Source organism: Rathayibacter sp. PhB186, assembly GCF_003751825.1.
Taxonomy (GTDB): domain Bacteria; phylum Actinomycetota; class Actinomycetes; order Actinomycetales; family Microbacteriaceae; genus Rathayibacter; species Rathayibacter festucae.
Genome location: NZ_RJKO01000012.1, coordinates 35,666 through 50,059, shown reverse-complemented (window position 1 = coordinate 50,059; position 14,394 = coordinate 35,666). Strand labels below are relative to the sequence as shown.

Below are 14,394 nucleotides of genomic sequence, written 5' to 3'. Positions count from 1 at the left end.
GGTAGGGCCGCTCGTGACGACCCGTCCACTTTACTCCGGGTCTTCTCAGCAAGAGCGCCTCTCCGCGAAGTGCGCCGACGCCCCCGACAAGGGGGGCGTCGGCGCTCGGGGTCGCGGCTAGCCGCGCAGCTCGCGGAGGACGAGCGCGGTCGCGATCGCCGCCTCCGCCGCCTCGCGGCCCTTGTCCTCCTTCGAGCCGGGCAGGCCGGCGCGGTCGATGCCCTGCTGCTCGGTGTCGAGGGTGAGCACACCGAAGCCGACCGGCTTGCCGGTCTGGATCGAGACGTTCGTCAGGCCCGAGGTCGCCGCGTCCGAGACGTACTCGAAGTGCGGGGTGCCGCCGCGGATGATGACGCCGAGGGCGACCACCGCGTCGGCGCCGGCCTCGAGGGCGGCCTTCGCGGCCACCGGCAGCTCGAACGAGCCCGGGACGCGCACGAGCGACCAGGAGGCGCCGGACTCGTCGAGCGCGGCCTTCGCACCGGCGATCAGCCCGTCGCTGATCTGCTGGTGCCAGGTCCCCGCGACGACGACGACGCGGAGGCCGCTCCCGTCGACGGGGGAGGTGGTGGGGGCGCCGCTACCGGCCATGGCTTACTCCTTCGGTGTCGCGCCGGAGGGTCCGGCGTCGAGGGGGTCGAGTCCGACGAGGGGGTCGAGATCGCTGAAGTGGCCCATCCGGTCGCGCTTGGTCGCGAGGTAGCCCTGGTTGAAGGCGCCGACACCGGCGACCAGCGGCACGCGCTCGGACACGGTGATGCCGCGGTCGGTGAGCTGGCGCACCTTCTCCGGGTTGTTGGTGAGCAGGCGGACGTCGGTGACGCCGAGGTCCTCGAGGATGCCGACGGCGGCGCCGTAGTCGCGGGCGTCGGCGGGCAGGCCGAGGGCGAGATTGGCGTCGAGGGTGTCGAGCCCGTCCTCCTGGAGGCGGTAGGCGCGGAGCTTGTTGATCAGGCCGATGCCGCGGCCCTCGTGCCCGCGGAGGTAGATCACGACGCCGCCGTCGCGCTGGATCGTGTCGAGCGCGGCGTCGAGCTGCGGTCCGCACTCGCACTTCAGCGAGCCGAAGGCCTCGCCGGTGAGGCACTCGGAGTGCACCCGCACGAGCGTGCCGTGACCGTCGCCGATGTCGCCCGCCACGACGGCGACGTGGTCGGCGCCGGTCTGGCGGTCGCGGTAGGCGCGCAGCCGGAACGGCCCGTGCGTGGTCGGCACGGTCGTCTCGACCTCGAAGATCACCCGCGGGGTGTCCCGGGCGGGCTCCACGCTCGAGGCGTCCAGCTCGGCGTGGTGCTCCTCGAGGTAGGCGATCAGGGCGGCCACCGTGGTGACCGGCACGCCCTCGCGCTCGCCGAGCGCGATCAGGCCGGGGAGGCGCATCATCTCGCCGTCCTCGGCCACGATCTCCGAGATGGCGCCGACGGGCTCGAGCCCGGCGAGCTTCATCAGGTCGACCGCCGCCTCCGTGTGGCCGTCGCGCTCGCGCACGCCGCCCTCGACGGCACGCAGCGGCAGGATGTGGCCGGGCCGGTGCAGTCGCGCCGGGGTCGCCTCCGGGTCGGCCAGCACGCGGAGCGTGTGCGCGCGGTCGGAGGCGCTGATGCCGGTGGAGAGACGGTCGGCGGCGTCGACCGAGATCGTGTAGGCGGTGCCGCGCGGGTCCTCGTTGTCGACGACCATCAGCGGGAGCTCCAGGCGGTCGGCGATCTCGTTCGTCATCGGGGCGCAGATGAAGCCGGAGGAGTGGCGGACCATCCAGGCGATCGTCTCCTGGCTGGCGAGCTGGGCCGAGACGATGACGTCGCCCTCGTTCTCGCGGCCCTCGTCGTCGGCGACGATGATCGGGCGGCCGGCGCGGAGGGCAGCGACGGCCTCGGGGATCGTGGCGAGGCTCATGCTCGGCCTCCTTCGTCGGCGGCGGACCGCAGCGCGAGCATCCGCTCGACGTGGCGGGCGAGGATGTCGGTCTCGATGTTGACGCGGTCGCCCACGGCGCGGGCGCCGAGGGTGGTGGCGGCCAGGGTCTCGGGGATGAGCGAGACCTCGAACCACTGCTCCGGCTCGGTGGCGGGGCTGATCGCCGAGACCGTCAGCGAGACGCCGTCGACCGCGATCGAGCCCTTGTCGGTGACCAGGGGAGCGGCCGCGGGCGGGAGGGAGAAGCGCAGCACGCGCCAGGCGTCGCCGGGCGTGACCGCGAGCAGCGTCGCGGTGCCGTCGATGTGGCCCTGGACGATGTGGCCGCCGAGGCGGTCGCCGACCAGCGCCGCGCGCTCGAGGTTGACGGGGTCGCCGATCGCGACGCCGTCGAGCGTGGACATCCGCAGGGTCTGCGCCATCACATCGGCGGTGAAGCCGTCCGCCGACTGGTCGACGACGGTGAGGCAGACGCCCGAGACCGCGATGGAGTCGCCGTGCCGGGCGCCCTCGACGGCCAGCGGGCCGCGCACCGTCAGGCGGATCGCGTCGGTCCCTGCCGAGACGGCCGTGACGACGCCGACCTCCTCGATGATTCCGGTGAACATCAGGACTCCTTCTGCGGGGCGGGCTGCCGGAGGGCGGGGGAGCCCGGCCGGGCGGTGACGAGGAGGTCGCCGCCGAGGACCTCCACGGAGCGGAGATCGAGGCGGTGCGCGCCGGCGATGCTCGCGACGCCGAGGTCGTCGAGGGCGAGCCGCGGGCCGCCGAGCAGCGCCGGGGCGAGGTAGACGAGGAACTCGTCGACGAGCCCGTCGACGACGAGGGCGGAGGCCAGTGTCGGGCCGCCCTCGACGTAGACGTGGCGGATCTCGGCGTCGTAGAGGCGGTCGAGGACCGCGGCGAGGTCGTGGGTGCGCTCGAGGACCGGGGGGCGCGGGTGCTCGAGGATGCGGGCGCCGACGGGGACGGCGCGGGTGCCGACGACGACCGGGAGCGGCTGCTCGGCGAGGAGCTCTCCGGCGTCGCCGCGGGCGGTCAGGCTCGGGTCGTCGGCGAGGACCGTGCCGGTGCCGACGAGGATCGCGTCCGCTGCGGCGCGCTGCTCGTGCACGCGCTGCCGGGCCGCGGCGCCGGTGATCCAGCGGCTGCTGCCGTCGGCGGCGGCGGTGCGGCCGTCGAGCGTGGACGCCCACTTGAGGGTCACCCAGGGGCGGCGGCGGCGGGTCGCGGCGAGCCAGACGTGCAGGAACTCCTCCGCCTCCTCGGCGAGGACGCCCTCGATCACCTCGACGCCGGCCGCGCGCAGGGTGTCGCCGCCGCCGGCCGAGCGGTCGCCGGGGTCGCCGACGGCGTAGACCACGCGGGCGACGCCGGCGTCGATCAGGGCACGGCTGCAGGGGCCGGTGCGGCCGGTGTGGTTGCAGGGCTCGAGGGAGACGATGGCGGTGGCGCCGGTCGCGGCGCCCGGGGCGAGGGCGGAGAGGGCGTCGACCTCGGCGTGAGCGGTGCCGGCGCCGTGGTGCCAGCCCTCGGCGAGGACGGTGCCGTCGGGCGCGAGGAGGACGCAGCCGACGCGCGGATTCACGCCGCGCGAGGGGCCGCGCTCGGCGAGGGCCAGCGCCCTGCGCATCGCGTGCTCGAAGTCGATCGTCATTCCCGGTTCCGTTCGTCGCCGAACTCCGGGGTGCGAGCGGCGGTGCGCGGGCACCGCCGTTCAGCGCCGCGCTCGCGCGCGACGCTCGTGCTGCCTCCCATCCGGACTTTCACCGTCGGTCCCGGAATTCCACCAGGTCAACCGCCTCCCACCGAAGTGGTCAGCGGCTCGCGGACTGTCACCGCCGGTTCGGACTCTCACCGACCCCGGAGCACGTTGTATCCCCGCCAGCCTACTCACCGCGGCTGGGAGCGGGGTCTCGCAGCGTCATGCTCGCCGGCGGCGGGGTCTCGATACGCGCTGCGCGCTACTCGACCAGCATGCAAGGGCGGTGGCGGCGTCGTGCTCGCCGGCAGACGGGGCCGGCCGCCGTCTTGCATGGGCGGCTCGCTCATGCTGATCGAGTAGCCCTCGGAGAGGGCGTATCGAGATCCGCCGTCGTCTGGAGGGTGGGTCTCGATACGCGCTTCGCGCTACTCGACCAGCATGCCGCCGAACGGGTCAGGACTGGTCGGCGGCGGCGACGTGCTCGGCGTGCGCGCCGTGCTCGTCGTAGTGGTCGCCGTGCAGTGCGTGGCGGTGGGTGCCGTGCGCGTAGTCGACGTGGTCGTCGTGCTGGACGGTGGTGTGGCCGCAGCCGTCGCCGTGCTGGTGCTCGGTGAGGTCGTGCTCGGCGTGGAGGTCGGTGCTGCTCATGGTGCTGCCTTTCGAGGAACGCGGCCACCGGTCGGCGGCCAGGACCAGTGGACCAGATCCATAAACGCATCGCAATACATTCGGGCAATCGAGAGTGATGATCATCCGCAGCAGCGGGCTACCCTCGAGGCGATGGACGAGGACAGGTACGGGCAGGACGTGCTCGCCGGGAACTGGCGGGCGAAGAACACGGTCGCGGTCGCGGTGGTCGAGGCCGAGCGCGATCTCGTGGTCGAGGAGGTCGCCTCCGGATTCGTCGGCGCCGTCGTCGGCGTGGAGCTGCGGATGGTGAAGCTCGAGGACCGCTTCGGCAAGGTCCGCGTCTTCCCGATCGGCCCCGGCTTCCTGATCGACGGCAAGCCGGTGTCGCTCAAGGCGCCCGGCCTCAAGCGCGACGCGAACCTCGGCCGGGCGCGCTCCGCCTCCGGCTCCTTCCACGTCGCGGACGCGAAGGCGCGCGTCGCGCTGCCGAGCCGCATCTACGTCGAGGGCCGACACGACGCGGAGCTGGTGGAGAAGGTCTGGGGTCACGACCTGCGGATCGAGGGCGTCGTCGTCGAGTACATCGAGGGCGTGGACAACCTCGACGAGCTGGTCCGCGCCTTCGCCCCCGGGCCGGGACGGCGGATCGGCGTGCTCGTCGACCACCTCGTCCGCGGATCGAAGGAGTCGCGGATCGCCGACGCGGTCGCCGCCGGCTCGCACGGCGCGCACGTCCTCGTCGTCGGCCATCCCTTCGTCGACGTCTGGCAGGCGGTCAAGCCGGCCCGCGTCGGCCTCGAGCGCTGGCCCGACGTCCCGCGCTCGATCGAGTGGAAGAAGGGCATCTGCCAGGCGCTCGGCTGGCCGCACGACGAGCAGGCCGACATCGCGCGCGCCTGGCAGCGCATCCTCGGGCAGGTCCGGACCTTCAAGGACCTGGAGCCCGCGCTGCTCGGCCGGGTCGAGCAGCTGATCGACTTCGTGACGGAGCCGGCGTGACCCGCCGCGCCGGGCTCGGCCTGGCGGTGGACGTCCTCCTGGTCGCGGTCTTCGTGCTGATCGGGCGGCGGACGCACGACGGCGACTCGGTGCTCGAGGGCTTCCTCGTGACGCTCTGGCCCTTCCTCGCGGCGCTGCTGCTGGGCTGGGTGATCGCGCGCGCCTGGCGGACGCCGGATCGCATCCTCGTCTCCGGAATCGTGGTCTGGGTCGTGACGGTGGCCGGCGGGATGCTGCTGCGGGTGCTCTCCGGGCAGGGCGTGCAGCTGAGCTTCGTGGTCGTCACGACGATCGTGCTCGGGGTGTTCCTGCTCGGGCGCCGCGCGCTCAGCCGGCGGATCGGGCGACGGCGCGCATAGGGCCGGGGGTCCGCCTCAGCCGAGGATCCGCACGCCGAAGTGCTCGGCGAACAGCGGCAGCATCAGGCTGAGCTGCAGCTCCGTGAGCGCGACGCCTCGGAGCCCGTCGAGACCGCCGAGCACGTGCAGCTCGGCGCCGCGCAGGTCGAGGTCCTGGATCTTCGCGCCGGGCAGCTCCAGCGAGCGGACGTCGCAGTCGGTGAAGGCCACTCGCGAACCGGTGGCCCCGCCCAGGTCGAGCTCGTCGATCGTGCAGCGCTCGAAGAGGACGTCGCGCAGGGTCGCTCCGCGCAGGTTGACGTAGCCGAGCTTGCAGTCCGTGATGCGGACCTGCTCGAAGGTGCTCTCGTAGAGCTCGGCCGAGCCGAGCCGGGAGGAGGCGAGCTCGATCGAGCGCCAGCGGCTGCGGGGCGCGGACAGCCCCGGCACGTCCAGCCGCTCGAGCCGCGATTCCACGAGGGAGGCGGCCCGCAGCTGCGCCCGCTCGAGGACCACGCCGTCGAGCACGCACTCGCTGAAGGACGCGGCCGTCAGGTCGGCGCCGGTGAGGTCGACGCCGTCGAAGCGGAGGCCCTCCGCGTGCTCCCGGGCGCCGGTGTCGCCGGCGTAGCCCTCCGCGAGGCCGTCGAGGAGGAGCGGATCGAAACGGGGAGCGGGGAGGGCGGCGCGCACCCGGCGAGCCTACGCGGCGAGCACTTGCGCACCGCCCACCGGCGAGCCTCTGCGCGCGAGCAGGCCCGTGCGGTGAGAGCATGACCGCATGCCCCGACTCCTCGCCGTCTGCCGTGTCGACCGCCTGCTCCCGGACCCGGGCCTGGTCGGCGTGACCGCCATCGACAAGCGCCCCGTCGAGGGGCCGGTCGTCATCCGCGATCTCGGCGTCTACGCCGACGTGCAGGCCGACCGCGCGCACCACGGCGGCGAGGCGAAGGCCCTCTACGCCTACGCCCGCGAGGACGCCGAGTGGTGGGCGGAGCGGCTCGGCTACGAGATGCCCCCCGGACGGTTCGGCGAGAACCTGCGCGTCGAGGGGCTCGACCTCACCGGCGCCGTGATCGGCGAGCGCTGGCGGATCGGCGAGAAGGTCGAGGTCGAGGTGACGATGCCGCGGACGCCGTGCGCGACCTTCCAGCGCGTGCTCGGCGAGCCGCACTGGGTCAAGCGCTTCGCCGACGAGGGGCGCACCGGCGCCTACCTGCGGGTCCTGCACCGGGGGAGCATCGAGGCCGGCGACGCGATCGAGCTGCTCTCGCGCCCGGAGCGCGCCGTGCCGCTGCGCCGCTGGTTCGTCGAGCGCCGCGCGGACGACGCGCAGACCCTCCTCGACGCCGAGGCCGCGGGCGAGCTGCGCCTCGCCGCCGACCTGCGCCCGTACGTCGAGCGCGCCCTCGCCTGACCCGCGGACTGCTGACCGGCCCCAGCCTGCTGATCGCCCAGCCCATTGCTCGCGTCGATCCGGCACGAATGGTCGTCTCCGAATGCGAGAGGGGACCGTTCGTGACGGATCGGCGGGCGCGGTCGGGGTGTGGAGAACGGGCGGGTCTGTGGAGAGCGGTTCTCAGGCGTCCGCGTGCGGCACGGTGGCGGGATGCCGCAGCCGTCCCGTCTTCCCGCCGAGCTCCTCGGGCGGCCGTTCACCGTCGCCGAGGCCGCTCGCGTCGGTCTCGCCCGGGGTCGCCTGCGCAGCGGCGATCTGACGGCGCCGTTCCACGGCGTGCGGGTCGAGGGCGTCGATCCGGACCTCGAGATCCGCGCGCGGGCGCTCCTCGCCCTGCTCGGGCCGGGAGCGGTCCTCAGCCATCTGACCGCGGCGAGACTCTGGCCGCTGGAGCTCCCGCGCGCCCTGCCGGGTGAGCCGCTGCACGTCAGCGTGCGCGCGCCGGCTCGGGCGGCACGGCGTCCGGGAGTGGCCGGGCACGCGGTCTCCGATGCGCGGGTACGGCGCGTCGTCCGGCACGGCTTGCCGATGACCGACGGGGCGTCGCTCTTCTGCCATCTGGGCACGCTGCTCGAGCTCGACGATCTCGTGGCGGCGGGCGACGCGCTCGTGCGGACGCCGCACCGCGGAGATCCGGAGGATCCGCGCCCCTGGGTGCCGCTGGGGGAGCTCCGCGAGCGAGTGGCGTGGTTCTGCGGGCGCGGGGCGGCGCGGCTGCGCGAGGCGATCGCGCTGGTGCGCGACGGCGCCGAGTCGCGGCCGGAGTCCCGTTTCCGGCTCGCGTCAGTGCGGGCAAGACTGCCGGAGCCGCAGCTCCAGGTGCCGCTGTTCACGTCGGCGGGTGTCTTCGTCGGGCGGCCCGACGGCTGGTACGAGCGGGAGCGGGTGTCCTGGGAGTACGAGGGCGACGGACACCGCACGAGCAACCGCCAGTTCGCGCGCGACGTCGGCCGCTACGACGACTTCCTCGCGATCGGTGTGCACCCGGTGCGCATCGTCGCGGCCGAGTTCCTGCCGCACCCCGAGCGCTCGGTCGAGCGGCTGCGCCGGGCCCTCGCGGATCGAGCGCGCCCGTGAGCGCGGGTCTCGATACGCCGCGGCGCGGCTGCTCGACCGGCATCGGCATGGTGATCGAGTAGCCCTCGGAGAGGGCGTATCGAGATCCACCGTCATCCGGTGGGTGGGTCTCGATACGCCGCTTCGCGGCTACTCGACCAGCATGGTGCGGCCGCTGCGGAGGCACTCGACCGGCAGGGTGCGGCCGCTGCGGAGGCACTCGACCAGCAGGGAGGGGCCCTGGCGCAGGAAACTCCGGGAGGATGGGGGGATGACTGCGACGCTGCTCGAACGGATGCCGACGCCCGACGCCGACGGGCGCGTCGACGACGACGCGGTGTACCTGGCGTTCACGGAGTGGGCCGAGGCGCGCGGGCTGCCGCTGTACCCGGCGCAGGACGAGTCGATGATCGAGATCTCGTCGGGGGCGAACCTGATCCTGTCGACGCCGACGGGCACCGGGAAGTCGCTGGTCGCGATCGGGGCGCACGCCGCCGCGCTGGCGAACGGCCGGCGCAGCTACTACACCGCGCCGATCAAGGCGCTCGTCTCGGAGAAGTTCTTCGCACTGGTCGACGTCTTCGGCGCCGCGAACGTCGGCATGGTGACCGGCGACTCCTCGGTGAACCCGGACGCGCCGATCATCTGCTGCACGGCCGAGATCCTCGCCAACCTGGCACTCCGGCACGGCGCCGAGACGGACGTCGACCAGGTCGTGATGGACGAGTTCCACTTCTACGCCGACCCGTCCCGCGGCTGGGCCTGGCAGGTGCCGCTGCTGACGCTGCCGCACGTGCAGTTCGTGCTGATGTCGGCGACGCTCGGCGACGTGACGGCGCTCGCCGCGGACCTCACCCGGCGCACGGGGCGCGAGACCGCGACGGTCACCGGCGTCGAGCGGCCGGTGCCGCTGCACTTCTTCTACGAGATCGCGCCGATCCACGACTCGATCGAGGAGCTGCTCTCGACGAACCAGGCGCCGGTCTACATCGTGCACTTCTCCCAGGCCGCCGCGCTCGAGCGGGCGCAGGCGCTGACCAGCGCGAACATCGCCACCCGCGAGCACCGCGACCGCATCGCCGAGGTGATCGGCGGCTTCCGCTTCACGACCGCGTTCGGCAAGACCCTCTCGCGACTGCTCCGGCTCGGGATCGGCGTGCACCACGCGGGCATGCTGCCGAAGTACCGCCGCCTGGTCGAGCAGCTGGCCCAGCAGGGCATGCTGCGGGTGATCTGCGGGACGGACACCCTCGGCGTCGGCATCAACGTGCCGATCCGGACGGTCCTGCTTAGCGCGCTGACCAAGTACGACGGCGTGAAGAGCCGCCAGCTCTCGGCCCGCGAGTTCCACCAGATCGCCGGGCGGGCCGGCCGCGCGGGCTACGACACCGCGGGCACCGTGGTGGTGCAGGCGCCCGAGCACGAGTCGGAGAACCGCAAGGCGCTCGACAAGATGGGCGACGACCCGAAGAAGCGGCGCAAGTGGGTCGGCAAGCGCGCGCCGCAGGGCTTCGTCAGCTGGGGCGAGCCGAGCTTCCGCAAGCTCGTCGACGCCGAGCCCGAGACGCTCACCTCGCACATGACGATCACCTCCGCGATGCTGCTCAACGTGATCGCGCGCGGCGGCGACGTCTTCGCGAACGTGCACTCCCTGATCTTCGACAACCACGAGCCGTGGAAGCGGCAGCTGCAGCTGGCCCGCCGGGCGCTGGGGATCTACCGCACGCTGCGGACCGCCGAGGTCGTCGAGCAGATCGTCGACGCCGACGGCGTGGTCCGCATCCGGCTGACCGTCGATCTGCAGCCGAACTTCGCGCTCAACCAGCCGCTCTCGCCGTTCGCGCTCGCCGTGTTCGACGTGCTCGACCCGGAGTCGCCGACCTTCGCGCTGGACGTGATCTCGGTGCTCGAGGCGACGCTCGACGACCCGCGGCAGATCCTCGGCGCCCAGCAGTTCCAGGCCCGGGGCGATGCGGTCGCCGCGATGAAGGCGGACGGCATCGAGTACGAGGAGCGGATGGAGCTGCTCGAGAGCGTCACCCACCCGAAGCCGCTCCAGGAGCTGCTCGAGGCGACCTTCGAGACCTACACCGCCGTGCAGCCCTGGGTGCGCGACTTCGAGCTCTCGCCCAAGTCGGTGGTGCGCGACATGTACGAGCGCGCGATGTCGTTCGGCGAGTACTGCGCGTTCTACAAGCTCTCCCGCTCGGAGGGGCTCGTGCTGCGCTACCTCTCCGACGCGTTCCGGGCCGCCCGGCAGACCATCCCGGACGAGATCAAGAACGAGGAGCTGCACGATCTGATCGAGTGGCTCGGCGAGCTGGTGCGCCAGGTCGACTCCTCGCTGGTCGACGAGTGGGAGGAGCTGGTCAACCCGGCCCTGCACGCCGCCGACCAGGCGATCGTGCCGCCCGCGCCGCGCCGGCTGACCGCGAACCAGCGCGCCTTCCGGGTGCTGGTGCGCAACGAGCTGTTCCGGCGGGTCACGCTCGCGGCGCTGGACGACCACGAGGCGCTCGGCGAGCTGGACGCGGCGGCCGGCTTCGACGCCGACGCCTGGGGCGAGGCGCTCGACGACTACTACGACGAGCACGACTCGATCGGGATCGGGCCGGACGCCCGCGGACCGAAGATGCTGCTCGTCACCGAGACGCCGACCCAGTGGCGGGTGCGGCAGATCCTCGACGATCCGGCCGGCGATCACGACTGGGGGATCTCCGCCACGGTCGATCTCGCGGAGTCGGACGAGGCGGGCGCCGCGGTCGTGCGGGTCACCGCGGTCGGGCGGCTCGACGGCGCGAGCTGACGGCGCGAATCGACGGCCGGCGCGTGATCGAATACCGCGAGCCACCACCGCGCACCGACGCCGCGCGCCGCACGTCGCGTTTTCCACGACACATCGAGCCCGCATACTGGTTCGCGTGGCAACGGGATCAGGGGACGCGCTCGTCGCGCGCGAGCGGCTCGCCTGGATCGACACGACCCGCGGCCTCGGCGTCCTCGCGGTCGTCCTCTTCCACGTCCTGATCTGGAGCTTCGCCACCGTCGCGGATCCCGGATCCTCGATCGCCGCGCTCTGGGACCAGGTCGGCGGCTCGCTCGGACGCATCCGGATGCCGATCCTCTTCGCGCTGGCGGGGCTCCTCGCGCAGTCCGGCCTGCTGCGCGGCTGGCGTCGCGGCTCCGCGCGGGTGCGGCTCGTCTCGAACTACTACCTCTACGCGGTGTGGGTCGTGCTCTACGCGGTGTTCTTCGCCCTGCTCGCGCGCCCGGACTTCCCGCACTCGATCGACTCGCTCGACCGCGTCCTCCTGCAGTTCGTCTTCCCGACGACCACGCTCTGGTTCCTCTTCGCGCTCGCGCTCTACCCGCTCGTGTTGGTGCTGCTGCGGGCGCTGCGGGTGCCGTGGTGGGGGATCCTGCTGCTCGGCACCGCCGCCTGGTTCCTCGCGACGAACCTGCGGGTGATCCTGTTCGGCGACGCGCTGCTGGCCAACTTCGTCTTCTTCGCGCTCGGCGTCCTCGGGGCCGAGCAGCTGCGCCGCTTCTCGCGGCCGGGCGTGCTGGTGCTGCTCGTGCCGCTCGGGGTGTTCCTGGTGGCGGTCGTGGGCGGGCGCGTCGTCGACGGGGCGGCCGGGCAGATCGCTGGCTTCGTGGTGAGCGCGAGCGCGATCCCGCTCGCCGTGGCCTGCGCGGCTCTGCTCTGCCGCTGGGCGCCGGCGGCGCGGGTCGGCTCGGCGATCGGGCGGCGGACGCTGCCGATCTACCTGCTGCAGGTGCCGCTGCTCGGGCTGTGGTCGCTCGTCGCGAACCCGGACGCCGCCTGGCTGACAGGGCTGCTCGAGAAGCCGGTCGCGGCGCTGCTCTACCCGCTGGTGCTCACGGCGGCGATCGTCGCGCTGTCGCTCGGGATCCGCCGGGTGCTGGCGCTGATCCCGGGGGATCCGCTCTTCACGGTGCCGGCGCCGCTCGTCGCGCTGACGCGACCGGCGCGGGCCGGGCGGCACGCGGGCTGAGCGCCGGAAGTCGCGCGCTCGGGCGCCCGGCCGGCGAGGCGGTCGGACGCTCAGCCGGTCGGATGCTCAGCCGGTCAGGCCCAGATCTGAGCCAGGTACTCGCTCGTCACCTGCGGGCTGCGCTCGTGCACGTCGTCGGCGCTCCACTCGAGGATCGACTCGTCGATGATCCACTCGCCCTCCTTCGGTGCCGCGCCGGTGGTCTCGTAGCCGGCGGTCGAGTTCGTCACCGACGCCCAGGTCGCGGCGCCCATCGGTCCGATGAAGGTGCTGTCGAGCGCCGAGCAGCCGAACTCGACGCCGGGGCCGTTGGAGGCGCCGAAGCTGCCGTCCTGATCGGCCTCGTCCGGCACCGGGAAGACCCGCTTCACGACGTCCGCTCCGACGACCAGGCAGTGCTGGTAGCGCACGTTCTCGGCCGAGCCGATCTGGAACGCGGTGTTCGTCGAGGCGAAGTCGATGCAGTCGATGCTCGTGATGTCGCCGTAGTAGTTGCCGCCCTGGCCGGAGAACTGCACGGTGTCGGTGTGCGCGCCGGAGCCCTTCTCCTTGTACGCCGGGGCGGTGTAGCAGCCGATCCGGAAGATGTGGCGGAGGCCGCCCGCGCCGTCGGTGGGGGTGCGCATGCTCGAGACGTCCTCGTCGCGGAGCTGGGCGTCCGGGACGACCACCTCGACGAGCTCGACGTTCTCGGTGAAGTCGGTGCCGTCGACGCCGTAGACGTTGTAGGCGTTGGTGGTGATCCGCGCGAAGGCCGAGCTGCTGCAGCCGGAGGCGAGGAAGGCGCCGTTGGTGACGATGCCCACGAGAGCGACGTTGTAGACGCGGAGCAGGCGCCAGGAGTTGGCGGTGGTGACCGTGCCCCAGCCGTCGCGCGGGTAGACGAGGACGCGGGTGTCGCGATCGAGCGTGCCGATGTCCTGCATCATCGGGGAGGAGCTCGAGCCGGCGCCGCCGCCGGGCAGCTCGCCCGGTGCGACGAGGATGCGGACGGTGTCGGCGGGGCCCGCGGTGTCGAGTGCCGTGGTGATGGCCTCGCTGATCGCCGACCAGGAGCACTCCACCTCGACCTCGAGGTCGACGTCGCCGGTGAACCACGGGGTCCGCGAGGGCCAGTGGGTGCCGTTCGGGCCGAAGGAGGGCGTCGGAGTCGGGACGCCGGCCAGCAGGTCGAGCTCGGCGGCCGGGGTGCCCGGCTCGCCGGAGACGCCGGGCTGGTCGGGCTGCAGGGCGCGGTAGGCGGCGTAGCCGCCGCCGCCGAGGGCGACGAGGCCGAGGCCGGCGCCGACCGCGCCGAGCACGACGGCTCGACGGGAGGGCCGCTTCGGCGGGAGCTCGTGGAACTGCGACGCGTCGAAGGGAGGCTGCGCGGAGGAGGGCGAGGAGGAGTCGGCCAAGGGTGTCCAAACCGTCAGTGGGCGGTGCCGGAGGCGGCACGCCTCGGGTCCGGCGCGCCACGCTGTGCCGTGAGCGCAGCCGTCGGGACGTCGGCACGCTCGACACGCACCCTAGCAGCCGGGGTCGACGGGACTCCTGGGAGGGGGGGTGCCGGGCGGGGCGGGTGCTGTCGGGGGGTGGGTCTCGATACGCCGCTGCGCGGCTACTCCACCAGCATGGTGCGGCGGCACAGCGGGTGCGGCGGCATGGTGAGCGGGCGGTGAGCTGCATGCTGATCGAGTAGCCCGCGGAGCGGGCGTATCGAGATCCACCAGCGTCAGAACGGGAGTCTGCAGACCTGCCCTGCTGAGGAGGGTGGGTCTCGATACGCCGCTGCGCGGCTACTCGACCAGCATGCAGGCGGGCGTCTCTTCCAAGGCGACCGGGGTCAGCGGCCGCGGGCCTCGCGCTTGCGCATCTGGGCGGCGATGTCGGCCTCGGTGATCTCCTTCTTCGCCGGGCCCCAGAGGGCGGCGGCCTGGCTGGCCACCCCGATGCCGATGCCGAGCATCGGCCAGATCGGCCAGAAGTAGCCGTCGGCGCCGGTCGCGAACCAGACGCCGGTGCTGATCGCGGAGACGGTCATCCAGCCGCCGACCGAGCCGGCGAAGTCGCGGCGGCGCTTGAGATCCTTGACGGCCTGCGCCCGCTCGATGTCCTCGGGACGGGCGAGCTCGACCTCCGCCGGCTTCTCGGCGGCGTTCTCGGCGGGCGGCTGCGCTGCGGAGCTCCGCTCGACCCCGGTCGCCGACGGCTGATCGCGCCGGGCCGACGGGTCCGGGGACCCCCAGACGTTGTCGCTCATGACACCCCTCCGCTCGTTGCGCCCAGCCTACG

General features: G+C 73.1%; 14 protein-coding genes and 1 riboswitch. Of the genes, 6 read left to right on the top strand and 8 right to left on the bottom strand.

What is annotated here, in order from left to right; translation table 11 throughout:
* Positions 1–117: 117 nt before the first annotated feature.
* The 5 genes from ribH to EDF45_RS20110 all read right to left on the bottom strand — a co-directional run bounded on the left by ribH (position 118) and on the right by EDF45_RS20110 (position 4,270).
* Complete coding sequence (ribH, locus tag EDF45_RS20130) at positions 118–591, bottom strand: 6,7-dimethyl-8-ribityllumazine synthase (RefSeq protein WP_123447670.1); 474 nt, start codon at positions 589–591, stop codon at positions 118–120.
* 3 nt (positions 592–594) lie between these two features.
* Positions 595–1,896 carry a GTP cyclohydrolase II gene (ribA, locus tag EDF45_RS20125; RefSeq protein ID WP_123737581.1) on the bottom strand — a complete coding sequence of 434 codons (1,302 nt, stop codon included), beginning with the start codon at positions 1,894–1,896 and terminating at the stop codon, positions 595–597.
* Positions 1,893–2,525: a riboflavin synthase gene (locus EDF45_RS20120; RefSeq protein ID WP_123737582.1), complete on the bottom strand. Its 633-nt coding sequence runs from the start codon at positions 2,523–2,525 to the stop codon at positions 1,893–1,895. The genes ribA and EDF45_RS20120 overlap by 4 nt, the downstream gene beginning before the upstream one ends.
* A complete protein-coding gene (gene ribD, locus EDF45_RS20115) occupies positions 2,525–3,574 on the bottom strand; it encodes a bifunctional diaminohydroxyphosphoribosylaminopyrimidine deaminase/5-amino-6-(5-phosphoribosylamino)uracil reductase RibD (protein ID WP_260312331.1) in 1,050 nt (349 codons plus the stop codon). The genes EDF45_RS20120 and ribD overlap by 1 nt, the downstream gene beginning before the upstream one ends.
* Before the next feature lie 84 nt (positions 3,575–3,658).
* Positions 3,659–3,792: riboswitch (FMN riboswitch) on the bottom strand.
* A gap of 283 nt (positions 3,793–4,075) precedes the next feature.
* The gene (locus EDF45_RS20110; protein WP_123447667.1) at positions 4,076–4,270 is read right to left on the bottom strand and encodes a zinc transporter permease; all 195 of its coding nucleotides are present in this window, start codon (positions 4,268–4,270) and stop codon (positions 4,076–4,078) included.
* A gap of 132 nt (positions 4,271–4,402) precedes the next feature.
* Here EDF45_RS20110 and EDF45_RS20105 point away from each other — a divergent pair, with 132 nt between their 5' ends.
* The gene (locus EDF45_RS20105) at positions 4,403–5,251 is read left to right on the top strand and encodes a DUF3097 domain-containing protein (protein WP_123737583.1); all 849 of its coding nucleotides are present in this window, start codon (positions 4,403–4,405) and stop codon (positions 5,249–5,251) included.
* Positions 5,248–5,610 carry a DUF3054 domain-containing protein gene (locus tag EDF45_RS20100; protein WP_123737584.1) on the top strand — a complete coding sequence of 121 codons (363 nt, stop codon included), beginning with the start codon at positions 5,248–5,250 and terminating at the stop codon, positions 5,608–5,610. The genes EDF45_RS20105 and EDF45_RS20100 overlap by 4 nt, the downstream gene beginning before the upstream one ends.
* 15 nt (positions 5,611–5,625) lie before the next feature.
* Here the strand turns inward: EDF45_RS20100 and EDF45_RS20095 are convergent, their stop codons facing one another.
* A complete protein-coding gene (locus EDF45_RS20095; RefSeq protein ID WP_123737585.1) occupies positions 5,626–6,282 on the bottom strand; it encodes a pentapeptide repeat-containing protein in 657 nt (218 codons plus the stop codon).
* Between the two features lie 88 nt (positions 6,283–6,370).
* Here EDF45_RS20095 and EDF45_RS20090 point away from each other — a divergent pair, with 88 nt between their 5' ends.
* From EDF45_RS20090 to EDF45_RS20075, 4 genes are all read left to right on the top strand, one after another.
* Positions 6,371–7,006: an MOSC domain-containing protein gene (locus EDF45_RS20090; protein WP_123705180.1), complete on the top strand. Its 636-nt coding sequence runs from the start codon at positions 6,371–6,373 to the stop codon at positions 7,004–7,006.
* Between the two features lie 192 nt (positions 7,007–7,198).
* Positions 7,199–8,125 carry a hypothetical protein gene (locus EDF45_RS20085; RefSeq protein WP_148060345.1) on the top strand — a complete coding sequence of 309 codons (927 nt, stop codon included), beginning with the start codon at positions 7,199–7,201 and terminating at the stop codon, positions 8,123–8,125.
* 250 nt (positions 8,126–8,375) lie between these two features.
* A complete protein-coding gene (locus EDF45_RS20080; protein ID WP_123737587.1) occupies positions 8,376–10,910 on the top strand; it encodes an RNA helicase in 2,535 nt (844 codons plus the stop codon).
* Between the two features lie 115 nt (positions 10,911–11,025).
* Positions 11,026–12,120 carry an acyltransferase gene (locus EDF45_RS20075; protein WP_185020294.1) on the top strand — a complete coding sequence of 365 codons (1,095 nt, stop codon included), beginning with the start codon at positions 11,026–11,028 and terminating at the stop codon, positions 12,118–12,120.
* A gap of 74 nt (positions 12,121–12,194) precedes the next feature.
* On the opposite strand, the gene EDF45_RS20070 is transcribed toward EDF45_RS20075, so the two are convergent.
* Both EDF45_RS20070 and EDF45_RS20065 read right to left on the bottom strand, forming a co-directional pair.
* A complete protein-coding gene (locus EDF45_RS20070; RefSeq protein ID WP_123733594.1) occupies positions 12,195–13,517 on the bottom strand; it encodes a hypothetical protein in 1,323 nt (440 codons plus the stop codon).
* A gap of 428 nt (positions 13,518–13,945) precedes the next feature.
* The gene (locus EDF45_RS20065; RefSeq protein WP_123737589.1) at positions 13,946–14,362 is read right to left on the bottom strand and encodes a 2TM domain-containing protein; all 417 of its coding nucleotides are present in this window, start codon (positions 14,360–14,362) and stop codon (positions 13,946–13,948) included.
* Positions 14,363–14,394 lie beyond the last annotated feature (32 nt).

Excerpts from the sequence above, each read along its gene's own strand:
- EDF45_RS20090 (WP_123705180.1), top strand. The coding sequence starts at position 6,371 with ATGCCCCGACTCCTCGCCGTCTGCCGTGTCGACCGCCTGCTCCCGGAC.
- EDF45_RS20065 (WP_123737589.1), bottom strand. The coding sequence starts at position 14,362 with ATGAGCGACAACGTCTGGGGGTCCCCGGACCCGTCGGCCCGGCGCGAT.
- EDF45_RS20080 (WP_123737587.1), top strand. The coding sequence starts at position 8,376 with ATGACTGCGACGCTGCTCGAACGGATGCCGACGCCCGACGCCGACGGG.
- EDF45_RS20085 (WP_148060345.1), top strand. The coding sequence starts at position 7,199 with ATGCCGCAGCCGTCCCGTCTTCCCGCCGAGCTCCTCGGGCGGCCGTTC.
- ribA (WP_123737581.1), bottom strand. The coding sequence starts at position 1,896 with ATGAGCCTCGCCACGATCCCCGAGGCCGTCGCTGCCCTCCGCGCCGGC.
- ribH (WP_123447670.1), bottom strand. The coding sequence starts at position 591 with ATGGCCGGTAGCGGCGCCCCCACCACCTCCCCCGTCGACGGGAGCGGC.
- EDF45_RS20120 (WP_123737582.1), bottom strand. The coding sequence starts at position 2,525 with ATGTTCACCGGAATCATCGAGGAGGTCGGCGTCGTCACGGCCGTCTCG.
- EDF45_RS20110 (WP_123447667.1), bottom strand. The coding sequence starts at position 4,270 with ATGAGCAGCACCGACCTCCACGCCGAGCACGACCTCACCGAGCACCAG.
- ribD (WP_260312331.1), bottom strand. The coding sequence starts at position 3,574 with ATGACGATCGACTTCGAGCACGCGATGCGCAGGGCGCTGGCCCTCGCC.
- EDF45_RS20105 (WP_123737583.1), top strand. The coding sequence starts at position 4,403 with ATGGACGAGGACAGGTACGGGCAGGACGTGCTCGCCGGGAACTGGCGG.